The following is a 24,478-nucleotide window of genomic DNA, read 5'->3' as shown; positions in this document are numbered from 1 at the left end:
TCCGCCCGTCATGCGGGGTGGTACGTCTGTTCCGGTTCCTCGATGGGGAAGTCGAGGAGCCCGCGCCGGTAGAGGTTGTTCGCGGCGGCGTTGAAGCGGACGACCGAGGGTGGGTACTCCTCGCCGAGGAGGTACTGCTTCAGCTGCTCCCGGTAGGGGGCCATGAAATCCTCGCGGGGCCTGAGCATCGCCTCGATGGCCTGGGACAGACCGTTGCAGTCGGAGTCCAGGAGGTACGAGGCGTAGGCGGTGCGCTGCTCGTTGCGGAACTCCTGGTCGGGCAGGCCGTCCAGGTTGAAGATCGCGTACGGCTTGAGGGTCGCGATGAAGTCGGAGACCACGCTCGACATGTCGCCGATGAGCAGGTCGGACTGGTTGAAGCAGTCGTAGAGGGCCGGGATCCGCTCGGTGACCACGTGGTGCGCGGCGTCGGGCATCGCGCTCCAGTACAGCTTGCCCGCCTGGTTGCGGCTGCGCCGGATGCGGGCGGTGCGTTCCTCTTCGGTGAGGTCCGGGTACTTGGAGCGGACACCGCGCTCGGAGAGGTCGGCGATGCGCTTGTCGATCCGGGCCAGCTTCTTGGCGGCGGCCTTGGAATCGGTGACGTTGCGGCCGAAACGCCGGGCGTTGTCCTCTTCGAGCAGGGCGATGACGCGCCGGTGCGCGGCGGCCGCCTCGGCGGACCGCGAGCCGGTGAGCGGGTGCGGCTTGTAGATGATGCGGATGTCGAGCTCGTGGTCGAGCAGCGCCCGGATCAGCTTCTCGCCGGCCGGGATGACGGACGTGTAGCAGGCGTCGTCGGTCCAGCCCTCCCAGGTGGGGGCGTAGATGACCGTGGGCACGGGGCCCGCGACCTTGCCGGTCCAGCGCTGGAGGGACATCAGCTGGGGGCGGCCGACCTCGACGATCTGGTTGTGGGTCACGGCGTGCTTGATGCGCTCGTAGCGGTCGCGCCCGGCGCGGCCGGCCACCCAGATCTCGTCGAACACCTTGCTGACGCGGTTGCTGCTGGCGAGCTTGTCGCTGTCGCCGTGGCCGATGAAGACGTGCTTGACCTCGGCGCGCTGGAGCATGTGCACGTTCTTGCCCGCGTTGCCTGGATAGAGGGCGACCCGCAGCTCGTTCATCTCGATCCGCGCGAGGTTGTCCGCCTTGGGGACGCAGATGACGGGAACCGACGTCGCGTCGAGGTAGCGCAGGGTCGCCCGTTCGCGCAGCACGATAATGGGCCGCAGTTCCAGGGACTCCAGCGACTCCAGCCACATGTTGACCTGGTACATGAAGTCTTTGGAGATGGCGGCGAAGGTGAAGTACAGCGCGACCTGCGGGCGGTAGTGCGCCAGCTGGTGGTTCAGCTCGTCGATGGCCTCGTCGGTGGTGGGCAGCTTGAGCGCGTTGCGGGCGTCGGGCAGCAGCACCAGCAGGGAGAGGTAGGCGACGAAGACGGTGGTGATCATCCCGTACGTGACGAAGCGCCAGTCGTCCGTGGCGATGGTGGCCAGGGCGCCGCCCACGAGGGGGATGTCCAGGTGGAGCGTCTTGCGGACGTGCTTGTTCACCAGGAAGGGGTGCGGCATGCGCCGGATGCCGAGGGCCGTCTCGGTGTCCAGCCCGCGCGTGGTGAACGGCAGCTCGTTGCGCTGCTTGCGCACGTGTTTGAGGAGCGCCCCGTAGGCGAGCTGGAGGATGAACAGCAGGAGCAGCCCGATGGTCGTCATCTGCGACACGAACGACGCGATGTCGGCCACGGCCCCGCACAGGCCCAGCAGCAGGAACTGCCGGATGAGGAAGCGCATCGTCAGACCGAAGCGGGAGTCGCGCAGCCGCTCCAGGGTCGTCGACTCCGTGTTGTGGAGCATCAGGTCGGCCACGTAGCTGACGGCCGCGCAGTACGTGAACAGCGGTACGGAGACCAGCGCGACGGCGACCATCATGCCGAGGAAGCTGAGGATGAGCCCAGAGGTGATCAGTACGCCCATGGCGGCGTGCAGTCGTTTGGAGCCCATCGGGGGAGTCTCTCCCAAGGAGGTGGTTAAAGGTTCTATCAGCGCGTCGGAGAAGTATAAGCAGCTTTATGGACGGTTTAAGAACGTCCGGTGAACCCCGGGCCAACGATCCTCGGGGTCCCCGTGAACCTGCCGCGCCTGTGTCGTTCGAGGTCAGGCGACCCTCATGGGGTGAAGCGATACACCGTCAGCTCGCGCCGTTCCTCGGCCTTTATGGAAAATCCCACACACAATCCGGCCCGCCCGCCGGCCGTACTGATGGCCATTCCCTCGGGTTCCCTATAGGGTAGACCGGGAGCCACCGTCACCTTGCGGCGGCCCTGCGGCTCGCCGGTTCGGATGTCTATTGCGGAGACATAGGTATTTCCCCCGGACTTGGGGGGATTGTCCCCCTTCTTTCCGGTATATGGATGGCCGGTCAGTACGTACACGAAGTCCCCGTGCAGCGCGCAGCCCTGGAACCACTCCTCCTCCTTGACCTGCACCCCGGCCCGCATCAGGTGCGCGGCGTCGAAGTGACCGGCGAGGAAGTCCGCCTTCCCGTACACCGAGAACCGGTGCTCCCCGTCCTCGGTGTGGCTCACCAGCACCCGGCCGCCCGCCAGGTCCAGTGCGGGCGAGACCTCGGTGGCGCCGGGCACCGGCTCGTACTGGGTCACGGCGTCGTCCGAGCCGTCGACCAGCGCCCCGTCCTTGAAGCGCACCCGTGCCACCGAGCGGCCGTAGCCGCTCGCCAGGTCGGGCCTGCCCTCCACCCATATGTAGGTGGACGTGCCGACCGGCTCCACGCCGAAGGAAATGCCGTGCCCGAAGCCGCGCAGATACATGTGCCCGAGCGGTACGCCGGAACTGCTCATCCGCGTCAGGCACATATCGCCCGCGCTCTTGCGGGCACCGGAATCCACCGGCTCCGTCTCGCCGTCGAGCTGGATATCACCCTGAATGCCCTGGAGGGTGTAGAGCAGCCCGTTCGCATCGTCGAACGCGAACGACTGGGGACCCGTCGTGTTGAAAAGCGGCGTGGGCGCCAGCAGTTCCGCACCTGTCCGCATATCGAACTCGCCGACGAGTGGAGGGGAGTTGTCCGGCGGCTCTTCATCCGTATCGGAACCGAGTGCCCACACGAGGCCGCTCGTGGTGATGCCGGCGGCGAGGGCGCCGCCCGCGAAGAGCAGATTCCGGCGGCTGAAAGGTCTGTTGTCGTCCGCCATGCCCGATATTCTGCCAGCCGCCTCACCGCCGGCCGCAGCCACCCCCGTAGAGCCGGACTCAGGGGTTCCGGGAAACGGCGGACGCCCGCCCCCCTGGTGAGGGGGACGGGCGTCCGGGGTCGGTGCCCGGGTCAGGCCGGGACGCTCGCCAGGCCGGGCGCGAGGAACTTCTTGCCGTTCACCCGCTCGGAGACGCCCTCGCGGTCCAGGTACGGCGTGATGCCGCCCAGGTGGAAGGGCCAGCCGGCGCCCGTGATGAGGCAGAGGTCGATGTCCTGGGCCTCGGCCACGACACCCTCCTCCAGCATCAGGCCGATCTCCTGCGCCACCGCGTCCAGGACGCGGTCGCGCACCTGCTCCTCGGTCAGGACCGAGTCGCCCTGCTCCAGGAGCGCGGCGACCTCGGGGTCCAGCTCCGGCTTGAAGCCGTTCTCGGCGGAGTAGACGTAGAAGCCGCGCTTGCCGGCCTCGACGACCCGCTTGAGGTTGGGGGAGACGGTGAAGCGCTCCGGGAAGGCGCGGTTCAGGGTCTCGGAGACGTGCAGACCGATCGCCGGGCCCACGAGCTCCAGGAGGACCAGCGGCGACATCGGCAGACCGAGCGGCTCGATGGCCTTCTCCGCGGTCTCGACCGGGGTGCCCTCGTCGATGACGTTCTGGATCTCGCCCATGAAGCGGGTCAGGATGCGGTTCACGACGAACGCCGGGGCGTCCTTGGTGAGGACCGCGGTCTTCTTGAGCTTCTTGGCGACACCGAAGGCCGTGGCCAGCGAGGCGTCGTCCGTCTGCTCACCGCGGACGATCTCCAGCAGCGGGAGGATCGCGACCGGGTTGAAGAAGTGGAAACCGACCACGCGCTCCGGGTGCCGGAGCTTGGAGGCCATCTCCGACACCGACAGCGAGGAGGTGTTGGTGGCGAGGATCGCGTGCGCCGGGGCGACCGCCTCGACCTCCGCGAACACCTTCTGCTTGACGGACATCTCCTCGAACACGGCCTCGATGATGAAGTCCGCGTCCGCGAAGCCCTCGGCCTTGTCCAGGACGCCGCTCACCAGGGCGGTCAGGCGGTTCGCCTTGTCCTGGTTGATGCGGCCCTTGCCGAGCAGCTTCTGGATCTCGGCGTGGACGTAGCCCACGCCCTTGTCCACGCGCTCCTGGTCGATGTCGGTGAGGACCACCGGCACCTCCAGGCGGCGCAGGAACAGCAGCGCCAGCTGCGAGGCCATCAGGCCCGCGCCGACCACGCCGACCTTGGTGACCGGACGGGCCAGGGACTTGTCCGGGGCGCCGGCCGGGCGCTTGGCGCGCTTCTGCACCAGGTTGAAGGCGTAGATGCCCGAGCGCAGCTCGCCGCCCATGATGAGGTCGGCGAGGGCCTTGTCCTCGGCGTCGAAACCGGCCTGGAGGTCGCCGTCCTTGGCCGCGGCGATGATCTCCAGCGCCCGGTAGGCGGCCGGGGCCGCACCGTGCACCTTGGAGTCCGCGATGAAGCGGCCCTTGGCGACGGCCGCGTCCCAGGCGTCACCGCGCTCGACCTCGGCGCGGACGACCTCGGTGGTGCCGTTCAGGACGTTCGCGGTCCACAGGAGCGACTGCTCCAGGAAGTCCGCGCCCTCGAACAGCGCGTCGGCGATGCCCAGGTCGAAGACCTGCTTGCCGCGCAGCTGCTTGTTCTGGTTGAGCGAGTTCTCGATGATGACCGAGACCGCGCGCTCCGCGCCGATCAGGTTCGGCAGCAGGGCGCAGCCGCCCCAGCCGGGAACCAGGCCGAGGAAGACCTCGGGCAGCGAGAAGGCCGGGATGGCCTTCGAGACGGTGCGGTAGGTGCAGTGCAGACCGACCTCGACGCCGCCGCCCATCGCCGCACCGTTGTAGTACGCGAAGGTGGGGACGGCCAGGGCCGACAGGCGCTTGAAGACGTCGTGGCCGCCCTTGCCGATGGCGAGCGCCTCGTCGTGGTTCTTGAGGAGCTCGACACCCTTGAGGTCGGCGCCGACCGCGAAGATGAACGGCTTGCCGGTGATGCCCGCGCCGACGATGGAGCCGGCGGTGGCCTCCTGCTCGACCTGGTCGATCGCTGCGTTCAGGTTGGCGAGGGACTGCGGACCGAAGGTGGTCGGCTTGGTGTGGTCGAAGCCGTTGTCCAGCGTGATGAGCGCGAAGCGCCCGGCGCCGAAGGGCAGGTCCAGGTGGCGTACGTGCGCCTGGGTCACGACCTCGTCCGGGAACAGCTCGGCCGCGCCCTTGAGGAGCTCAGTGGTGGTGCTCACTTGGCGTCTCCCTCGGAGGTGAAGTGCGGGTTCTCCCAGATGACCGTCGCGCCCATGCCGAAGCCGACGCACATGGTCGTCAGGCCGTAGCGGACGTGCGGCTGCTCCTCGAACTGGCGGGCCAGCTGCGTCATCAGGCGCACGCCCGAGGAGGCGAGCGGGTGGCCGAACGCGATCGCGCCGCCGTACTGGTTGACGCGGGAGTCGTCGTCGGCGATGCCGTAGTGCTCCAGGAAGGCGAGCACCTGGACCGCGAACGCCTCGTTGATCTCGAACAGGCCGATGTCGGAGATCGACAGGCCGGCCTGGGCGAGGGCCTTCTCGGTGGCCGGGATCGGGCCGTAGCCCATGACCTCCGGCTCGACACCCGCGAAGGAGTACGAGACCAGGCGCATCTTGACCGGGAGGTTGTTCTCCCGGGCGAAGTCCTCGGACGCGATGATCGCGGCGGTCGCGCCGTCGTTGAGACCGGCGGCGTTGCCCGCGGTGACTCGGCCGTGCGTACGGAACGGGGTCTTGAGGCCGGCCAGGTTCTCCAGCGTGGTACCCGGGCGCATCGGCTCGTCGGAGGTGACCAGGCCCCAGCCCGTCTCGCCCGCGGCCTCGTTGGTGTTGCGCACCGAGATCGGGACCAGGTCCTGCTGGATCTTGCCGTCGGCGTACGCCTTGGCGGCCTTCTCCTGCGAGCGCACGGCGTACTCGTCGGCGCGGAGCTTGGTGATCGTCGGGTACCGGTCGTGCAGGTTCTCGGCGGTCATGCCCATGAACAGGGCGGACTCGTCGACCAGCTTCTCGGAGACGAACCGCGGGTTCGGGTCGACGCCCTCACCCATGGGGTGGCGGCCCATGTGCTCGACACCGCCGGCGAGGGCGACGTCGTAGGCGCCGAAGGCCACACCGCCCGCGACGGCGGTCACGGCGGTCAGCGCGCCGGCGCACATGCGGTCGATCGAGTAGCCCGGGACCGACTGCGGGAGGCCCGCGAGGATGCCGGCCGTACGGCCCAGCGTCAGGCCCTGGTCGCCGATCTGCGTGGTCGCGGCGATGGCGACCTCGTCGATCTTCGCGGGGTCCAGGTCCGGGTTGCGGCGCAGCAGCTCCCGGATCGCCTTCACGACGAGGTCGTCGGCGCGGGTCTCGTGGTAGATGCCCTTCGGGCCCGCCTTGCCGAACGGGGTGCGGACGCCGTCGACGAAGACGACGTCCCTGACGGTACGAGGCACGTTGGCTCTCCTCCAGGTGCGGGGTGGCACTGCTGCGCGTGGCGCCGCTCACTGAGCGGGCGCTCACCCGGCCCATGCTACTTGTGAGTAACCCAAGTGGACACCCCCGGGCCGCGGAGCGGCGAAGGTCACACCGCGCACCCGGCCGTGCGGCGCCGGGCGGGTACGCGAAAGCCCCCGGCACGGGCCGGGGGCTTCGGTGGGTGGTCAGGCGGTGGCGGCCAGCGCCTCGACCAGGGCCGGGGTGACCTGCTCGACCTGCCAGGGGCGGGCGCCGTAGCCGGCCAGCGCCTCGGCCACCGTCTCCGGCTCCAGCCGCTGCGGGGGCTCCCAGCACAGCCGGCGCACGGTGTCCGGGGCGATGAGGTTCTCCTGCGGCAGGTTCAGCCCCTCCGCCAGCGCGGAGACGGCGGTGCGGGCCGCCGACAGCCGTGCGGCGGCGGCCGGGTCCTTGTCCGCCCAGGCCCGCGGCGGAGGCGGGCCGGCCGGGGTCGCCCCCGGCTGCGGCAGCTCGCTCTCGGGCAGCGCCCGCGCCCGGTCGACCGCGGCCATCCACTGCTCCAGCTGGCGGCGCCCCATCCGCTGTCCGAATCCGGGCAGCGCGGACAGCGCGGTGGCGTTGGCCGGCAGCGCCAGGGCCGCCTCGACGATCGCCGCGTCGCCCAGCACCTTGCCCGGCGACACGTCGCGCCGCTGGGCGATCCGGTCGCGCGACTCCCACAGTTCCCGTACGACGGCCATCTGCCGGCGCCGGCGCACCTTGTGCATGCCGGACGTACGGCGCCACGGGTCCTTGCGCGGCGGGGCGGGCGGCGCGGAGGCGATCGCCTCGAACTCCTGGCGGGCCCATTCCAGCTTGCCCTGCCGGTCCAGTTCCTTCTCCAGCGCGTCCCGCAGGTCGACCAGCAGCTCCACGTCGAGCGCGGCGTAGCGCAGCCACGGCTCGGGGAGCGGGCGGGTGGACCAGTCGACCGCGGAGTGTCCCTTCTCCAGCACGTAGCCCAGCACGCCCTCGACCATCGCGCCCAGTCCGACCCGCGGGAAGCCGGCCAGCCGGCCCGCCAGCTCGGTGTCGAACAAGGAGGTGGGGGTCATGCCTATTTCACGCAGGCACGGCAGGTCCTGGGTGGCGGCGTGCAGGATCCACTCGGTACCGCTCAGGGCGTCGCCCAGCGCGGACAGGTCGGGGCACCCGACCGGGTCGATCAGCGCCGATCCGGCGCCTTCGCGGCGCAGCTGCACGAGGTAGGCGCGCTGGCCGTACCGGTATCCGGAGGCGCGCTCGGCGTCCACGGCGACGGGGCCGGTGCCCGCGGCGAAGGCCGCGACCACCCGGGCCAGGGCGTCGTCGTCGGCCACTACCGGGGGGATCCCCTCGCGGGGTTCGAGCAAGGGAATCGGCGCCTTGTCGACGTCGTCCGGGGGGCCGCCCCCGGTGGTGGTGCGCAGGTCTGCTGCGGTCTCTTGGGCGTCGGTCACCGCTCAAGGGTATCCGTGGATGTGACGCGCCCGTCGCCGGAACGTTCCGTCGACGGGCGCGGGAGTGGAGCGGGGGTGCGGCGCGGGCGTTTCCCGGGGGTTCCCCGGGACGTCGCCCAGGAGCCTCCGGGCGGGGTCAGTGGATGATCCCGGTCCGCAGCGCGACGGCGACCATCCCGGCCCGGTCGCCGGTGCCCAGCTTGCGGGCGATCCGGGCGAGGTGGGACTTGACGGTCAGGGCGGACAGGCCCATCGAGACGCCGATGGCCTTGTTGGACTGGCCCTCCGCGACGAGGCGCAGGACCTCGACCTCGCGGCCGGAGAGCTCGCGGTAGCCGCCCGGGTGGCTCGGGGCACCCGGGGGGCGGCGGTGCATACGGGCGGCCGCGGCGCCGATGGGGGCGGCGCCGGGACGGGTGGGGAGCCCGATGTTGGTACGGGTGCCGGTGACGACGTAGCCCTTGACTCCGCCCGCGAGGGCGTTGCGTACGGCGCCGATGTCGTCGGCGGCGGACAGGGCCAGGCCGTTCGGCCAGCCGGCGGCGCGGGTCTCGGAGAGCAGGGTGAGACCGGAACCGTCGGGCAGGTGTACGTCGGCCACGCAGATGTCGCGCGGGCTGCCGACGCGGGGGCGGGCCTCCGCGATGGACGACGCCTCGATCACATCACGTACTCCGAGGGCCCACAGATGGCGGGTCACGGTGGAACGGACGCGCGGGTCGGCCACGACGACCATGGCCGTCGGCTTGTTCGGGCGGTAGGCGACCAGGCTTGCGGGCTGCTCGAGAAGAACGGACACCTAGGCCTCCTGGGGGAGTGGCGGGACGTCCGGCTCGGGGAAGGAAGCCGGTGCGCACCGTGCTGATGGTCACTGACTCTTTCGGCACGTCACCCGCCCGGCTTTAGGGAATGATCACGATTTGGTGAGTAACAATTCGGGCAATTCGGACGCGTGATCGATCAAGCGATGATCAGAAGGCCGCAACGGGCGCCCAGTTCTGACACCCAGGAGCGTCGACGCCCACCCGCCCTGCACCCCGCCGGACCTCCCTGGGCCGTACGGCCCCTCACCTACGGGTGGTGCGGACCGCGCCGCTGTGGCAGGGAGACCACACCCGTGCCCGAGTCCGTCGGCCCCACCGGCGGCAGCCCGGCGATCTGGCACAGCAGCTCGCACCAGGCCGACAGGTGCGCCGCGGTGTCCGGCACCCCGCCCACCCCCTCGCGGGGCGTCCAGGAGGCCCTGATCTCGATCTGCGTGGCCGGGCGCCGCTCGGCGAGACCGCCGAAGTAGTGCGAGCTCGCCATGGTCACGGTCCCGCTCGCCTCTCCGTAGGTCAGCCCGCGCGCGTCCAGCGCCCCCGTCAGCCAGGACCAGGAGACCTCCGGCAGGAGCGGGTCAGCGGCCATCTCCGGCTCCAGTTCCGCCCGTACGAGCGTCACCAGGCGGAAGGTGCCCTGCCAGGCGTCGTGCCCCGCCGGATCGTGGAGCAGGATCAGCCGGCCGTCGGCCAGATCGTCCTCGCCGTCGACGACCGCCGCCTCCAGGGCATAGGCGTGCGGGGCCAGTTTCCGGGGCGGTTTCGTCGGGTCGATCTCGATCCCCGACCGCAGCCGCGCCTTCTTCAAGCCGTCGACCGCCCGCCGGAACGGGAGCGGGACGGAGCTCTCCTTCGCGCTGTCCATACCGTCGGCGCCATCTGAAAATCGTCCCTGAGCCGCAGCCATGCGGGGAAGACTAGGCGGAACGAGCGCCCCGGCGGCGCAGGGACACCCGCACCGGGCCGGGCACTTCTTCATACGTGCGAAGATTTGGGTCGTGAGCGCCATTGACCGCCCGACGGGCCAGCCGAGTCAGACGTACGATTCCGCCTTCCTGAAGGCGTGCCGGCGCGAGCCGGTGCCGCACACCCCGGTGTGGTTCATGCGGCAGGCCGGGCGCTCCCTCCCCGAGTACCGCAAGGTGCGCGAGGGCACGGCCATGCTGGAGTCCTGCATGCGCCCCGACCTGGTCACGGAGATCACGCTCCAGCCCGTGCGGCGCCACAAGGTGGACGCGGCGATCTTCTTCTCCGACATCGTGGTGCCGCTCAAGGCCATCGGCGTCGACCTGGACATCAAGCCGGGCGTCGGCCCGGTCGTGGCCCAGCCGATCCGCCGCCGCGAGGACCTCGCACAGCTGCGCGACCTCACCCCGGAGGACGTCCGGTACGTCACCGAGGCGATCGGCATGCTCACGGGTGAACTCGGCTCCACGCCGTTGATCGGTTTCGCCGGTGCGCCTTTCACCCTCGCGAGCTACCTGGTCGAGGGCGGCCCGTCGAAGAACCACGAGCACACCAAGGCCCTGATGTACGGCGACCCGGAGCTGTGGGCCGAGCTGCTGGACCGCCTCGCGGAGATCACCTCCGCCTTCCTCAAGGTCCAGATCGAGGCCGGGGCCTCCGCGGTCCAGCTCTTCGACTCCTGGGTCGGCGCGCTCGCCCCCGCGGACTACCGCCGCTCGGTGATGCCGGCGTCGGCGAAGGTCTTGCAGTCGGTCGCCTCGTACGGGGTCCCGCGCATCCACTTCGGCGTCGGCACCGGCGAGCTGCTCGGCCTGATGGGCGAGGCCGGCGCGGACGTCGTGGGCGTCGACTACCGGGTCGCGCTCGACGAGGCCGCCCGCCGCGTCGGCCCCGGCAAGGCGCTCCAGGGCAACCTCGACCCGGCGGTGCTGTTCTCCACCGAAGACGCGGTGCGGGCCAAGACGGACGAGGTCCTCGCGGCCGCGGCCGGCCTGGAGGGCCACGTCTTCAACCTCGGGCACGGCGTCCTGCCGACCACGGACCCCGACGCCCTGACCCGCCTCGTGGACTACGTCCACACCCGCACGCAGCGCTAGCCCGGACCCGGTCCGCAAGGACCCGGTCCTCAAACGCCGGACGGGCTGGAAGGCCGGCCCCGCCGGCGTTTGAGGACCGGGGGCCTGGGGCGGAGCCCCGGGCAACGGAGGAGGGCGGGGAGGGGTGGGCCCCGCAGGGCTGCCTACGCGTCCGCCGCCCGCACCGCGCCCACCGCCTTGCGGGCCGCCACCAGGACCGGGTCCCACACGGGTGAGAACGGCGGCGCGTAGCCCAGGTCCAGGGACACGACCTGCTCCACCGTCATACCGGCCGTCAGGGCCACCGCCGCGATGTCCACCCGCTTCGCGGACCCCGCCCCGCCGACGATCTGCACCCCCAGCAGCCGCCCCGTCCGTCGCTCCGCCAGCATCTTGACCGTCATCTTCGCCGCGCCCGGGTAGTACCCCGCCGTCGTGGTCGACTCGATCGTCGCCGTCACGAACCGCAGCCCCGCCGCCAGCGCGTCCTTCTCCCGCAGCCCCGTCCGCGCGATCTCCAGCTCGCACACCTTGCTCACCGCCGTGCCCACCACCCCCGGGAACGTCGCGTAGCCACCGCCGACGCCCGCGCCGATCACCTGGCCGTGCTTGTTGGCGTGCGTGCCCAGCGGGATGTGCCGGTTGCGGCCCGCCACCAGGTCCAGCACCTCCACGCAGTCGCCGCCCGACCAGATGTCCTCGTGGCCCCGCACTCGCATCGACAGGTCCGTCAGCACCCCGCCCGACTCGCCGAGCGGCAGCCCCGCCGCCCGGGCCAGGGCGGTGCGGGGCTCGACGCCGATGCCCAGCACGACCACGTCCGCCGGGTACTCGTCACCCGCCGCCGTGGCCACCGCCACCGCCCGGCCCTCCTCGTCCGTGAGGATCTTCGTCACCTCGGCCCCGGCCACCGTGCGGATGCCCATGCGGTTCATCGCAGCGTGCACCAGCGCGCCCATGTCCGGGTCCAGGGTCGCCATCGGCTGCTCGCCGCGGTGCAGCACCGTCACCTCGAAGCCGCGGCCCACCAGCGCCTCCGCCATCTCCACGCCGATGTAGCCGGCGCCGACCACGACCGCCCTGCGGCCCCGCGTCCGCTCCAGGGTGTCCATCAGGCGCTGCCCGTCGTCCAGGGTCTGCACCCCGTGCACCCCGTGCGCGCCGATGCCGGGCAGGCGCGGGCGGACCGGACGGGCGCCCGTCGCCAGCACGAGCTTGTCGTACTCCGTCCAGCTCTCGGCGCCCGATTCGAGGTCCCGGGCGCGGACCCGCCGCCCCGCGAGGTCGAGCTCCACGACCTCCGTGCGCATCCGCAGGTCGATGTCGCGGGCCCGGTGCTCCTCGGGGGTCCGGGCGATCAACTCGTCGCGCTCCCCGACCCGTCCGCCGACCCAGTACGGGATGCCGCACGCCGAGTACGAGGTGAAGTGCCCGCGCTCGAAGGCGGTGATCGCGAGCTCCGCCGGGCCCTTCAACCGCCGGGCCTGGGAAGCGGCGGCCATCCCCGCCGCGTCGCCGCCGACCACCACCAGTCGTTCCGCTGCCATCGTCCGCACCGTCCTCCGCCTGCGCCACCGTCACGTGCAGGACACGCTACGGGCGAACGGCCGAATGCGTGTTCCGTACCCCTTCCCGGTCGCCGAGAGGACCGGGAACGGGACGCGTTGATCGGTCTGAGACGATGTGTCCATGCACGAAGCGGACATGCGTACGGACCGGCCGGGGAACCCCGGCCACGTCGTCGTCATCGGCGGTGGCATCGCCGGCCTCGCGGCCGCCCACCGGCTGCTCACCGACGGTGTCCGCGTCACGCTCCTGGAGGCCGGCCCCCGCCTCGGAGGCAAACTGCACGCCGGCGAACTGGCCGGGGCCCCCGTCGACCTCGGCGCGGAATCCATGCTCGCCCGCCGCCCCGAAGCCGTGGCCCTGGCCCGGGCCGTGGGGCTCGGCGAGGCGCTCCGGTCGCCCGCCACGGCCACCGCCCACCTGTGGACCCGCGGCGCGCTGCGCCCCATGCCGCACGGCCATGTCATGGGCGTCCCGGGCGACTTGGCGCCCCTCGCCGCCTCCGGGGTGCTCTCCGCCGAAGGCCTCGCCCGGATCGAGGCAGAGCCGACGCTGGCGCCCGTCGAGATCGGCGAGGACGTCGCCGTCGGCGAGTACGTCGCCGCCCGCCTCGGCCGCGAGGTCGTCGACCGGCTCGTGGAACCGCTGCTCGGCGGTGTCTACGCGGGCGACGCCTACCGGATCTCGATGCGGGCCGCCGTGCCGCAGCTCTACGAGGCCGCCCGCACGCACGCGCTGCTGTTCGAGGGCGTACGGGAACTGCGGCGCCGGGCGGAGGCACTGCCCCAGGCGGCCGGTCCGGTCTTCGCCGGGATCGAGGGCGGCGTGGGACGGCTCCCGCTCGCGGTGGCGCAGGCCTGCCGGGCCGCCGGAGCGGACCTGCGCACCGGTCGTCCCGTGCGCGAGGTCATCCGTACGTCCGAAGGCTGGCGCGTGGTCGCCGGATCCGAGGTCATCGAGGCCGACGGCGTGGTCCTGGCCACCCCCGCCGGTCCCGCCGCCCGGCTGCTCGACGCGCTCGCGCCCGCGGCCGCCGCGGAGCTGCGCGCCGTCGAGTACGCCTCGGTGGCCCTGGTGACCATGGCCTTCCGGCGTTCCGACCTGCCGCCCGCGGTCACCGACGGCGGGGCCAGCGGGTTCCTCGTGCCGCCCGTCGACGGCCGCACCATCAAGGCCTCCACCTTCTCCAGCAACAAGTGGGCCTGGTCGGGCGCCGATCCGGACCTCTTCCTGCTGCGCACCTCCGTCGGCCGCCACGGCGACGAGGCCGGCCTGGAGCACGAGGACGCCGAGCTGGTCGAGGTCTGCCTCCGCGACCTCGGCGAGGCCTCGGGCCTCGCGGCCCGCCCGCTCGCCTCCACCGTCACCCGCTGGGACGGCGGCCTGCCCCAGTACCCCGTCGGCCACCTCGCCCGCGTGGCCCGCATCCGCGCCGCCGTCGCGGCCCTGCCCGGCTTCGCGGTGTGCGGCGCGCTCTACGACGGCGTGGGGATCCCGGCGTGCGTCGCGAGCGCCGGCAAGGCCGCCGACGTGGTGCTCGGCGCGCTCGGGGGTACGTTCGGCACCCCTGGCACGGACCACTGATCAGCACACGGGACAATAGGCACATGACTGCACCAGAGAAGATTCCCAACGCGGGGAAGAAGGCGAAGGACCTGAACGAGGTCATTCGCTACACCCTGTGGTCCGTCTTCAAGCTGAAGGACGTTCTCCCGGAGGACCGCACCGGCTTCGCCGACGAGGTCCAGGAACTCTTCGATCAGCTGGCCGCCAAGGACATCACCGTCCGCGGCACCTATGACGTCTCCGGCCTCCGCGCCGACGCCGACATCATGATCTGGTGGCACGCGGAGACGGCGGACGAGCTGCAGACCGCCTACAACCTCTTCCGCCGCACCAAGCTGGGCCGCTCCCTGGAGCCGGTCTGGTCGAACATGGCCCTGCACCGCCCGGCCGAGTTCAACAAGTCCCACATCCCGGCGTTCCTCGCCGACGAGAACCCGCGCGACTACGTCAGCGTGTACCCCTTCGTGCGCTCGTACGACTGGTACCTGCTGCCCGACGACGACCGCCGCCGCATGCTCGCCGACCACGGCAAGATGGCCCGCGGCTACCCCGACGTGCGGGCCAACACCGTCGCCTCGTTCTCGCTCGGCGACTACGAGTGGCTGCTGGCCTTCGAGGCCGACGAACTGTGGCGCATCGTCGATCTGATGCGTCACCTGCGCGCCTCCGAGGCCCGTATGCACGTCCGTGAAGAGGTGCCCTTCTACACCGGACGCCGCAAGTCCGTCGCCGATCTGGTGGCCGGGCTCGCCTGATACCTCCCCTGGGGGGAAGGACCGGAGGAGTCCGCTCCGCGAGAGGAGCGGCGTTCCGGTGATCGGGAGGCCCCGCCCCCGAATCGACGCAGCCGGAGACCCCGCCCGGAAGTTCAGACGACCGGCGGCAGCAGCGCCCTGGGAGCATTCCCCCGGGTGCCCGCCGCCCGCTCGTCCAGCGACACCGGTGCGGGCTCCGGATGCGGCGCACACGTGGCACGCCCGCCGGGGGTGCCGCCCGTCAGCAAGTACCGCTCCACATGACGGTCGACGCAGTCGTTGCGACCGCCGGCCACCCCGTGGTGCCCCGCCCCCTCCTCCGTGACCAGCGCGGCCGACGGTCCGAGCCGCCGCTGCAGCTCCAGGGCACCGGGGTAGGGGGTCGCCCCGTCCCGCTCCGCCGCCACGACCAGCGTGCGCGGGAGCGCCGGCCGCCCGGCCCCGACGTCGACGGGGCGCTGCCGCTCGCGCACCGGCCAGGAGGCGCAGGGCAGGTTGAGGAACGCGTTGGCCCAGGTCTCGAAGGGTGCCCGGCGCGCGACCTCGGTGTTGTCCCGGTCCCAGGTCTCCCAGTCGGCGGGCCAGGGCGCGTCGTTGCACAGGACCGCCGTGTAGACGGCCGTGGCGTTCTCGGCCGCGGCGGCGCGCTCCGGGTCCGGCGCCGCCTGCTCCGTCAGCGGGCCCGGGTCGCCGCGCAGGTAGGCCGCCAGTGCCCGGGCCCGGTCCGGCCAGACGTCGTCGTAGTAGGCCGTCTGGAGGAAGGCGGCGTGGAGTTCGCCCGTCCCCACCACCCCGCCGGCGGGGTGGCGGGCCAGCGCGCCCCGGACGCGTTCGTAGGCGCCCAGCACGGCCTCCGGCGTGGCGCCGAGGCCGTACGTGGAGTGGTGGCACGCGGCCCAGGCGCGGAAGTCGTACCAGCGGCGCTCGAAGCCGGGGCCCTGGTCGAGGTTGTTGCGGTACCAGACGCGGCGCGGGTCGGGGTCGACGGCCGAGTCGAAGACCATCCGGCGCAGGTGGCCCGGGTAGAGGGTGGCGTAGACCGCCCCCAGGTAGGTGCCGTACGAGGCGCCCAGGAAGTTCAGCTTCGGCTCGCCGAGCGCGGCGCGCAGCACGTACAGGTCCCGGACGTTGTTCAGGGTCGTGTAGTACGGCAGGGCGGCGCCGGCCCGGCGGGCGCAGCCGAGGGCGTACGCCCGGGCGGCGGCGGCCCGTCGCCGCTTGTACGCCGGTGAGGGGTCGGCCGGGATCTGGGTGGGCGCCGCGGCGCGGGCGGCCGGGTCCTGGCAGGACAGCGGGGCGGAGCGGCCGACCCCGCGCGGGGCGTACCCGATGAGGTCGTAGGCGGCGGCGACGCGCTGCCAGGCGGGCAGGGCGGCGTAGAGCGGGAAGGCCATCCCGGAGGCGCCGGGCCCGCCGGGGTTGTGGACGAGGGCGCCCTGGCGGGCCGCTCCGGCGCGGCCGGTGGCGGGGACCCGGCTGACGGTGAGGGAGATCCGCGGGCCGTCGGGGCGGGCGTAGTCGAGCGGGACGCGCAACGTCGCGCACCGGACGGGATCCGGCAGCATCTCGGCGTCGGGGCAGGGACCGAAGTCGAGCGGCGGCGGGTTGCGCGCGACGGATTCGGCCCCGGCGGCCTCGGCGTCCTCGGCGCCCCGGTCGTCCCGGGCGGCCGCCGGGGCGGGGACGGGACCGGCCAGGGCGAGGGAGAGGACCGCCGCGACGACCGCGAGGCGTGGGAGCTTGCTGCGCATGGCGGCCCTCTCATCTCATCGGCTGGTCCGATCAGATGCCGCCCGGGCGTCGCTGTACAGCACCCCGCCCCGGGTGTCGCCCCGCTCCGCCCTTTTGTCGTACCGGTCCGGCCCGGTTGTCGTACGGTCCGGCCCGACGGGCGGTCAGGAGCTGCTCGAACAGCTGGAGCCGGAGGAGGACGAGCAGGAGGACCCCGAGGAGCAGCCGGAGCCCGAGGAGGACGAGCAGGAGGACCCCGAGGAGCCGGAGCAGCCGGAACCGGACGAGCAGCCGGAGCCGGTGGAACAGGTGGAGGTGGAACAGCCGGAACCGGAGGAGCCGCAGCCGGAACCGGCGCCCGCGCAGGAGGAGCCGGAGCCGCCGCCATCGGCCGCCGCGCACCACACCAGCGGCGCGAACGGGGCGGCCGAATCGGACGGTCCGAGGTCGCCAGCCCGCCGGGGACCCGATTGCGCCGCGGCCAGGCGGGTACCGCGGGCGGCCGGCACCAGCTGCTGCCGCAGGTACGGGTCCCGCAGACCGCGCAGCCCGAACAGGGCCGTCTGCACGCGCGGGGTCCGGTCACCCGCGTACCGGGCCCGCATCGCGCCGAGCGCCTCCCGCCCCGCAGGCGTGATCCGCCGGCGCGCCCGGCGCGCGCCGGTGACGCCGCACGCGATCCCGATCAGCAGCGCGGGCAGCACCTCGAGGACGAACGGCACCTGGAACCCCCGCCCCGGCGCCCACGCCACGAACGTGAGCACCAGGGACACCGGCACCATCACCGCGCACACCACCGCCTGGGCCCGCCCCCAGCGGCGCCACCCGCGCCCCGACCCGGGCACGGTGATCAGCCCCCGGTCGGCCAGGGCGTCCCCGGTCTCCTGCACGGCGGGGTCGACCATGGCCGCGTACCGCACCTGGTAGAGCCACCCCGACGGGGCCCGCAGCAGGGCCTGGAGCACGGCGCGCTCGGCGACGTCGGCGCCCCGCACCCCGGGTCGCGCGTGCACGATGCCGGGGCCGCCGACCACCAGCCGGCCGTCGCAGAGCAGGGAGACGAGCGCGCTGTCCACGACCGCCCCGGGCCCGCCCGCGAGGAACGCGGCCTCCGACAGGTCGTACAGGTACGCCGTCGAGCCCGGCGCCGGGGAGCGGCGCCCGCGCACACCGAGCAGGAGCAGCACGCTGGAGGCCGCCACGGCGAGCCAGAGCGCCACGGCGAGTACGTTCACGCCGCCCTCCCCACGAGCGCCCGCGCCCACCGCACGACCCGGTGCGGCGGCCGCGCCCCGGCCCGGTCCCGCCACCAGGCGGTGAGACGGCGGCGGGCGGCCGGGTCGGCCGGGAGGCCGCGGATCAGCAGGTGCTCGGCGAAGTCCAGGGCGTCCCGGCGGTATCCGGCCGTCATCGGGCGGCCGCGGGCGTAGCCGAGGAACGCGGTGAGGTACGCGTCCCCGCCGCCCAGGAGCACGGGCAGCTCCGGCGCCAGCTTCGCCACCACCGAAGCGCGCTTGGCGGCCAGCGCCCGGGCCTGGACCCGGATCCGCTGCCGGTCGAAGCCCTCCGGTACGGGGGTGCCCGCGACGAGCGCCGACAGCAGGGCCGCCTGCTGGAGCCCGAGCCGGGTCCGTGCACCGTCCGGCCCGCCCGCGCCCGCCGTGGGGCGGTCGTCGCCGTCCGGCGGGCCGGGCCGGTCGGGCGCGGCCGGTGCGGGCCGCGGCGCCTCGCGGGCGGGCTGGTCGGGACCGGCGGCCAGCACCTCCCGGACGGCCCGCAGTTCGCCCTCCAGCTCGCCCTCCGGCGGGAAGTCGTCGTCCCGCTCCAGCAGGACCCCGGCCGGCTCCACCCGTGCCCGCAGCTGCGCCAGTACGTCCAACACCACCGGCGGCACGGGGTGCGCGTGCGTGTCGTGCCACACCCCGCCCCGCTCCACGCCCCCGGCGACGTGCACGTACGCCAGCGCCTCCAGCGGGATCGCGTCGAGCACCGCCGCCGGGTCCTCGCCCCGGTTCACCCGGTTGGTATGCAGGTTCGCCACGTCGATGAGCAGCCGCACCCCGGTCCGCTCCACCAGCTCGGTCAGGAACCGCGCCTCCGTCAGCTCGTCCCCGGGCCACGGGAACAGCGCGGCGATGTTCTCCAGCGCCAGCGGCACGGGCAGCGCGTCCTGCGCGATCCGGACGTTCTCGCAGAGCACGTCCAGCGCCTCCCGGGTGCGCGGGACCGGCAGCAGGTGTCCGGCCTCCAGCGCCGGCGAGGAGGTGCGTACGTACGCGATGTGCTCGGTGACCAGCGGCGCCCCCAGCGCCACCGCCCGCTCCCCGAGTGCGGCCAGCTTCCCGGCGTCCGGGCGGTCGGCGCCGCCGAGGCCCAGGGAGACCCCGTGCGGGACGACGCGGACGCCGCGCTCCAGCAGCCGCGTCAGCGGGGCGGGCAGATGTCCGGGGCAGATGTTCTCCGCCACCACCTCGACCCAGTCCAGGCCCGGCAGCCGTTCCACGGCTTCCGCGATCTCCGGCCGCCAGCCGATGCCCACCCCCAGGTGTGCCACGGGCTCCATGTCCCCCGCCCCCTTCCATCGGTCCTCAGGCCGATGTGATGGCCCCGGCGGAGTCCCGCCAACCCGCGGCGGGGGACGTTCAGAGCAACATTTGAGGTTCCGGCCGCGGCCGGAGGGCCGCGGCAGGCCCTACAGCCGCGCCCGCAGCGCCGGGTGGTCCGAGACGACCGTGCAGGAACCCGGGGCGATCTCCGTGAACCCCGCGTCCCGCACCACCGGCAGGCCGCTCCCGCTCAGCTGCGCCCACGCCTCGCGCGGTGCCGTCCGTACGGCCAGCCGGAAACCGGAGTCCCGCCACGCGCCGCGCTCCGCCGGGGTCAGCTCCCACCAGGCCAGCTGCGCCGCGTGCCCGGCCTGGGCCATCGCCTTGCCGGCCGACATGTCCAGGTCCGGGTTGAGCCACAGCACGGGAACGCCGGGGGCCGCCGGAGCGGCCGGCTCGGGGTCGTCGAGGTCGGTGCCCGACACCTGGAGCTTGGCCAGCTCCTTGGGCCAGCCGTCCACCGGCACCGGCGGGAAGACCCGTACCTCGCACTCGGCCCCCGACGGTCCGCCGCCGCGGACGGTGACCCCGGGCAGGGTCCCGGCCTTGCGCCACTCCGCCCCGCGGGCGCGCCGGACCACCTTGCGGATCCGGGCGTCCTGCCAGTCCCGGACGGCGTCGGCCCACTCGCCCCCGCCGTGCGAGCGCTCGTCCGTCAGCAGCACCAGCACCGCGCGGGCCGCCGTCTCCAGCGCGTCGGTCCTGGCCGGCGGGGCGGCCTTCTCGATCCGCACGACCAGCGGCAGCACGAACTGGGGGGCCTCGTCGCGGGCCGCGTGCTCCTTGCGGAACGGACTGTCGGCCCCCACGGCAGGTGCGGGGGCGGTGTCCTGGCGGGCCTGGGTGTCCTCGGTGCTCATCCGGCCCAGTCTGCCAGCCTCCGACTTGAGGAGGATGCCGCAGGGGTGGCGTCCGGGCGAGGATCGGGCCCATGAAGAGTGATCTTTTCGCGTCCGGGAACCTGGTCCAGCCCTCCGCCGTCGCTGGCATGACCCTGCAGAACGCCAAGTCCGTCAAATACGCCGTCAACGGGGAGATGCTGGCCCGTCAGGGCTCGATGGTCGCCTTCCGCGGCAACCTCCAGTTCGAGCGCAAGGGGCAGGGCATAGGCGGCATGCTCAAGCGCGCCGTGACCGGCGAGGGCCTGCCGCTGATGTCGGTGCGCGGCCAGGGCGAGGCCTGGTTCGCCCACCAGGCCGCGAACTGCTTCATCGTCGAGTTCGAGCCCGGCGACGCCCTGACCATCAACGGACGCAACGTCCTGTGCTTCGACCCGTCGCTGTCCTATGAGATCAAGATGGTCAAGGGCGCCGGCATGACCGGCGGCGGCCTCTTCAACAGCCTGTTCACCGGCACCGGCAAACTCGCGGTGATCTGCGACGGCAATCCGATCATCATCCCGGTCACCGCGCAGGCGCCCGTCTACGTGGACACCGACGCGGTGGTCGGCTGGAGCGCGGCCCTGGAGACCGGGCTGCACCGCTCCCAGTCGGTCGGGTCGATGATCCGCGGCGGCTCGGGGGAGGCCGTACAGCTCAAGCTGAGCGGCGAGGGCTTCGTCATCGTCCGGCCCAGCGAGGTCACGGAGGCGCCCGCGGCGCACTGACCGCCGCGGGACCTCCTCGCGGGCGGTCGGGTCCTTCCGGGTCCCTACTTCCCGATCAGCTCGGACACCTTCACGAAGCGGTAGCCGCGCTTGCGCAGCTCCGGGACGACCTTGCGGACGGCCTGCTCGGTGACCGGCGCCGCGCTGCGCGTGCAGTGCATGACCACCACCGACCCCGGCTTCACCCCGGCCAGCACCTGCTCCGCCACCGCGTCCGGGTCCTTGGCGAAGGCGTCGCCGCTGACCACGTCCCACTGCACGGCCGTCACCTTGGCCGGGGACAGCGCCCGCAGCGCCTGGTCGTCGTAGCAGCCGCCGGGGAAACGGAAGTAGGGGACGGTGTTGACCGCGCCCGCCTTCCGGAAGGCGGCGAAGGCCCGGTCCACGTCGGCCTTGGCGGCGGCGCCGTCGAGCGCGGGCAGCCCGTAGCAGGGCGACTTGAAGGCGTGGTGGCTGTAGGAGTGGTTGGCGATCTCGAAGCCGGGGTCGCTGCCGATGGCCTTCGCCTGGTCCGGGTACTCCTCCGCCCAGCGGCCCGTCATGAAGATGGTGGCGGGCACCTTGAGGGCGCGCAGCGACGAGATCAGCTGCGGGTTGTCGAAACGTTCCCCCGAGGCGGCGCGCGGCCCCTGATCGGAGGTCATGTCCGCGTCGAAGGTCAGCGCGACGGTCTTCTCGACGTGCTGCTTCGTCCTCTCGAAGACGGGCGTCAGGCCGTTCGGGCCGGGCGGCAGGACGGGCACCCGGGCCGGCGCGCCGGCCTGCGGGGTGCCCGACGGGGCGGCGGAGGGGGAAGCGGGGGCGGGGGGCGCCGGGGAACCCATGCGGGCTTCGTTGGCGGGCTTCGGCGAGGAGCCGGTGCCGCCCCCGCAACCGGCGAGGGCGGCACCGAGTACGGCCGCGGCCGCGGCTTTGCGCACTGCTACGGAGAGGGTCACGCCAGGCAAAATATCCGACTATGTGGCAAGTAGACGCGCACGGCACTCGTCTACGTCGAAATCAGCACCCGGATAGCGCGGGCCGATGTCCTCCAGATGCTCCAGCAGGAGCTTTGCGACGGCCCAGTTGCGGTACCACTTGCGGTCGGCGGGCACGGCGTACCAGGGCGCGGCGTCCGTGGAGCAGCGCTCCAGGACCAGCTCGTAGGCGCGCCGGTACGCCGGCCACAGCGCCCGTTCCTCGATGTCGCCGACGTTGAACTTCCAGTGCTTTGACGGGTTGTCGAGCCGGGCCAGCAGCCGGGCGCGCTGCTCCTCGTAGGAGAGGTGGAGGAAGACCTTCACTACGGTGACGCCGTCCTGCGCGAGCGCCTCCTCGAAGCGGTTGATCTCCTCGTAGCGCCGGTTCAGCTCGCGGCGGGGAACCAGTTCGCGGACGCGGGCGATCAGGACGTCCTCGTAGTGCGAGCGGTCGAAGATGCCGATCTCGCCGGGCCGGGGCAGGGCCCTTTCGACGCGCCACAGGAAGGGATGGCTGCGTTCCTCGGGAGTGGGCGCCTTGAAGGCCTGGATGCGGCAGCCCGAGGGGTTGAAGAGGCCGATCACGTGCTTGACCGTGCCGCCTTTGCCGCTGGTGTCCATGCCCTGGAGGACGAGCAGGAGCCGGCGCCGGTCACCCGCGGTGCTCGCCGCGTACAGCCGTTCCTGGAGCGAGGCGAGCGGCTCCGCCGTCGCCTCGGCCGTGTCGGCCAGGGCGTCCGCCTTGCGGGAGGGACCGCCGGGGGTCGAGGACGGGTCCACGGCCGTGAGGTCGACCCGGCCGGGCGCAACGCGGAGCAACTCGCGCAGGGAAGGCGGGGACCCGGCCGGGGCCTTGCCGCGCTTACCGTCCTTCTTCGCCATCGCCGTCCACCCCGATCAGTCGACTTCGTCCGATCATCCGACATCGGGGGCGGCGGCGCACGGCGGGGCGGACCGCCAACGCTCCGGCGGTTCCGGGACCCCGCCGGAGCGGACCGGCCGGCCGGTCACAACCGGCCGGCCGTGGGGGAGCGGCGTCAGATCAGCTCGGCGCTCAGCGTGATCGTCGTACCCGTCAGGGCCTGGCTGACCGGGCAGTTCTTCTTCGCGTCCTCGGCGGCGGCCTGGAAGGCGTCGGCGTCCAGGCCCGGAACCTCGGCGCGCACCGTCAGGTGGATGCCGGTGATGCCCTCACCCGGCTGGAACGTGACGTCGGCCTTGGTCTCCACCCGGGTGGGCGGGGTGCCGGCTCCGTCGAGGCCGTGGGAGAGGGCCATCGAGTAGCAGCTGGAGTGCGCGGCGGCGATCAGCTCTTCCGGGCTGGTCTTGCCGTTCGCGGCCTCGGCGCGCGAGGGCCAGGAGACGTCGAACGAACCCCGGCCCGAGGAGTCGAGGCTGACGACGCCGGAGCCCTTGAGGAGGTTGCCCTGCCATTCGGTGTGCGCGGTACGCGTGGTGGCCATGGTGGATCCCTTCGCAGAAGTGGAAACGACCGGACCCGCCCCGTGCCTGACGATCGGTTGGGCGTGGACGGCCCGGCGCCGTCCAACCTACTGGGCCACCAGCTCCTTCGCGTCGCGTGCCAGGGCGGTGAGCCGGGATATGGCGCGGAAGTACTTCTTCCGATAGCCCCCGTTGAGCATTTCTTCACTGAACAGACGGTCGAACGGCACGCCCGAGGCGAGGACCGGTATCTCCCGGTCGTAGAGCCGGTCGGCCAGCACCACCAGCCGCAGCGCCGTCGACTGGTCGGGGACCGGGCCGACATCGGTCAGGCACACCGCGGATATCCCGTCCGTCAGCGCTCCGTAGCGGCTCGGGTGCACCTTGGCCAGGTGGTCCAGCAGGCCCGGGAAGTCGTCCAGGCTCGCGCCCGGCGTCGCGTACGCGGCCTTGGCCACCTGCTCGTCCGAGAACGGCGCCGGCGCCTCCGGCAGCCCCCGGTGCCGGTAGTCCTGGCCGTCGATCCGCAGGGGCCGGAAGTGCGCGGACAGACCCTGGATCTCGCGCAGGAAGTCGGCCGCGGCGAACCGGCCCTCGCCGAGCTTGCCGGGCAGGGTGTTGGAGGTGGCGGCCAGCGCCACGCCCTGCTCCACCAGCCGGCTCAGCAGCGAGGACACCAGCACGGTGTCGCCCGGGTCGTCCAGCTCGAATTCGTCGATGCACAGCAGCCGGTGCCCGCCCAGGGTCTGCACGGTCTGCTGGAAGCCAAGCGCGCCGACCAGGTTCGTCAGCTCCACGAAGGTGCCGAACGCCTTCAGCGCGGGCTCGGCCGGGGTCGCGTGCCACAGGGAGGCCAGCAGGTGCGTCTTGCCGACGCCGTAACCGCCGTCTAGGTAGACCCCGCCGGGGGAGGCCGTCGCGGCGGCGGGCTTCTTCGAGAACCAGCGGCGCTTGCCCGCGCCGCTCGCGTGCGCCCCGCCCAGTCCCGCGGCGAAGGCGCCCAGCACGGTGACGGCCTCGCGCTGGCTGGGCTGGGTGGGGTCGGGGTCGTAGGTGTCGAAGCGCACCGAGTCGAAACGCGGCGGCGGCACCATCTCGGCGACCAGCCGTTCGGCGGGCACGCGGGGGGCCCGGGCACACAGGGCCTGGGGGCCCGCGTCGGCTATCGGATGCCGCCCGGAGGCCTGACCGGAG

Annotated in this window: 20 protein-coding genes; 4 read left to right on the top strand and 16 right to left on the bottom strand. The window is 72.8% G+C overall.

Going from position 1 to position 24,478, the window contains the following annotated elements; translation table 11 throughout:
* Positions 1–8: 8 nt before the first annotated feature.
* The 7 genes from ACIA6C_RS27220 to ACIA6C_RS27190 all read right to left on the bottom strand — a co-directional run bounded on the left by ACIA6C_RS27220 (position 9) and on the right by ACIA6C_RS27190 (position 9,917).
* Positions 9–2,006 (bottom strand): hypothetical protein, encoded by a 1,998-nt coding sequence (locus ACIA6C_RS27220; RefSeq protein WP_399279690.1) that lies wholly within the window; start codon positions 2,004–2,006, stop codon positions 9–11.
* A gap of 164 nt (positions 2,007–2,170) precedes the next feature.
* A complete protein-coding gene (locus ACIA6C_RS27215) occupies positions 2,171–3,217 on the bottom strand; it encodes a signaling protein (RefSeq protein WP_399279688.1) in 1,047 nt (348 codons plus the stop codon).
* Between the two features lie 131 nt (positions 3,218–3,348).
* Entirely contained in the window at positions 3,349–5,487 is a 2,139-nt protein-coding gene (locus ACIA6C_RS27210) for a 3-hydroxyacyl-CoA dehydrogenase NAD-binding domain-containing protein (protein ID WP_361131759.1), read from the bottom strand.
* Positions 5,484–6,710 carry an acetyl-CoA C-acyltransferase gene (locus tag ACIA6C_RS27205; RefSeq protein WP_329199237.1) on the bottom strand — a complete coding sequence of 409 codons (1,227 nt, stop codon included), beginning with the start codon at positions 6,708–6,710 and terminating at the stop codon, positions 5,484–5,486. Before ACIA6C_RS27205 ends, ACIA6C_RS27210 begins: the two co-directional genes overlap by 4 nt.
* 207 nt (positions 6,711–6,917) lie before the next feature.
* The gene (locus ACIA6C_RS27200) at positions 6,918–8,189 is read right to left on the bottom strand and encodes a ribonuclease D (protein ID WP_366080089.1); all 1,272 of its coding nucleotides are present in this window, start codon (positions 8,187–8,189) and stop codon (positions 6,918–6,920) included.
* Positions 8,190–8,325: 136 nt separating this feature from the next.
* Positions 8,326–8,988, bottom strand: coding sequence for a response regulator transcription factor (locus ACIA6C_RS27195; protein ID WP_007267191.1), 663 nt, complete (start codon positions 8,986–8,988; stop codon positions 8,326–8,328).
* Positions 8,989–9,260: 272 nt separating this feature from the next.
* Positions 9,261–9,917 (bottom strand): DUF3000 domain-containing protein, encoded by a 657-nt coding sequence (locus tag ACIA6C_RS27190; RefSeq protein ID WP_329199242.1) that lies wholly within the window; start codon positions 9,915–9,917, stop codon positions 9,261–9,263.
* 91 nt (positions 9,918–10,008) lie between these two features.
* Here ACIA6C_RS27190 and hemE point away from each other — a divergent pair, with 91 nt between their 5' ends.
* Positions 10,009–11,073 (top strand): uroporphyrinogen decarboxylase, encoded by a 1,065-nt coding sequence (hemE, locus tag ACIA6C_RS27185; protein WP_361131767.1) that lies wholly within the window; start codon positions 10,009–10,011, stop codon positions 11,071–11,073.
* A 143-nt stretch (positions 11,074–11,216) separates the two neighbouring features.
* Here hemE and ACIA6C_RS27180 read toward each other — a convergent pair whose 3' ends face one another.
* The gene (locus ACIA6C_RS27180) at positions 11,217–12,599 is read right to left on the bottom strand and encodes an FAD-dependent oxidoreductase (RefSeq protein WP_361131770.1); all 1,383 of its coding nucleotides are present in this window, start codon (positions 12,597–12,599) and stop codon (positions 11,217–11,219) included.
* A 142-nt stretch (positions 12,600–12,741) separates the two neighbouring features.
* Between ACIA6C_RS27180 and hemG the strand changes: the two genes are divergently transcribed.
* Positions 12,742–14,202, top strand: a complete 1,461-nt coding sequence (hemG, locus tag ACIA6C_RS27175) for a protoporphyrinogen oxidase (RefSeq protein WP_399279684.1) — start codon at positions 12,742–12,744, stop codon at positions 14,200–14,202.
* A 23-nt stretch (positions 14,203–14,225) separates the two neighbouring features.
* The gene (gene hemQ / locus ACIA6C_RS27170; RefSeq protein ID WP_190187377.1) at positions 14,226–14,939 is read left to right on the top strand and encodes a hydrogen peroxide-dependent heme synthase; all 714 of its coding nucleotides are present in this window, start codon (positions 14,226–14,228) and stop codon (positions 14,937–14,939) included.
* Positions 14,940–15,052: 113 nt separating this feature from the next.
* On the opposite strand, the gene ACIA6C_RS27165 is transcribed toward hemQ, so the two are convergent.
* The 4 genes from ACIA6C_RS27165 to ACIA6C_RS27150 all read right to left on the bottom strand — a co-directional run bounded on the left by ACIA6C_RS27165 (position 15,053) and on the right by ACIA6C_RS27150 (position 20,136).
* Positions 15,053–16,690: an alpha/beta fold hydrolase gene (locus tag ACIA6C_RS27165; RefSeq protein WP_399279682.1), complete on the bottom strand. Its 1,638-nt coding sequence runs from the start codon at positions 16,688–16,690 to the stop codon at positions 15,053–15,055.
* 144 nt (positions 16,691–16,834) lie between these two features.
* Positions 16,835–17,905, bottom strand: coding sequence for a TIGR04222 domain-containing membrane protein (locus tag ACIA6C_RS27160; protein ID WP_399279680.1), 1,071 nt, complete (start codon positions 17,903–17,905; stop codon positions 16,835–16,837).
* The gene (locus ACIA6C_RS27155) at positions 17,902–19,233 is read right to left on the bottom strand and encodes a DUF692 domain-containing protein (protein WP_399279678.1); all 1,332 of its coding nucleotides are present in this window, start codon (positions 19,231–19,233) and stop codon (positions 17,902–17,904) included. Before ACIA6C_RS27155 ends, ACIA6C_RS27160 begins: the two co-directional genes overlap by 4 nt.
* A 129-nt stretch (positions 19,234–19,362) precedes the next feature.
* On the bottom strand, positions 19,363–20,136 hold the full coding sequence (locus tag ACIA6C_RS27150) for an aminoacyl-tRNA hydrolase (protein WP_399279676.1): 774 nt from the start codon (positions 20,134–20,136) through the stop codon (positions 19,363–19,365).
* Between the two features lie 71 nt (positions 20,137–20,207).
* Here ACIA6C_RS27150 and ACIA6C_RS27145 point away from each other — a divergent pair, with 71 nt between their 5' ends.
* Complete coding sequence (locus tag ACIA6C_RS27145) at positions 20,208–20,882, top strand: AIM24 family protein (RefSeq protein ID WP_399279674.1); 675 nt, start codon at positions 20,208–20,210, stop codon at positions 20,880–20,882.
* Between the two features lie 44 nt (positions 20,883–20,926).
* On the opposite strand, the gene ACIA6C_RS27140 is transcribed toward ACIA6C_RS27145, so the two are convergent.
* The 4 genes from ACIA6C_RS27140 to zapE all read right to left on the bottom strand — a co-directional run bounded on the left by ACIA6C_RS27140 (position 20,927) and on the right by zapE (position 24,450).
* Entirely contained in the window at positions 20,927–21,820 is an 894-nt protein-coding gene (locus ACIA6C_RS27140; RefSeq protein ID WP_399279672.1) for a polysaccharide deacetylase family protein, read from the bottom strand.
* Between the two features lie 18 nt (positions 21,821–21,838).
* Positions 21,839–22,723, bottom strand: a complete 885-nt coding sequence (locus tag ACIA6C_RS27135; RefSeq protein ID WP_366082494.1) for a PPK2 family polyphosphate kinase — start codon at positions 22,721–22,723, stop codon at positions 21,839–21,841.
* 155 nt (positions 22,724–22,878) lie between these two features.
* Positions 22,879–23,304 (bottom strand): OsmC family protein, encoded by a 426-nt coding sequence (locus ACIA6C_RS27130; protein ID WP_361131801.1) that lies wholly within the window; start codon positions 23,302–23,304, stop codon positions 22,879–22,881.
* A gap of 87 nt (positions 23,305–23,391) precedes the next feature.
* Positions 23,392–24,450 carry a cell division protein ZapE gene (zapE, locus tag ACIA6C_RS27125; protein WP_399279824.1) on the bottom strand — a complete coding sequence of 353 codons (1,059 nt, stop codon included), beginning with the start codon at positions 24,448–24,450 and terminating at the stop codon, positions 23,392–23,394.
* Positions 24,451–24,478: the final 28 nt, after the last annotated feature.

The sequence above is a fragment of the Streptomyces sp. NPDC051578 genome (assembly GCF_044454045.1).
GTDB lineage: Bacteria > Actinomycetota > Actinomycetes > Streptomycetales > Streptomycetaceae > Streptomyces.
This window is presented reverse-complemented; position numbering and strand designations above follow the sequence as displayed.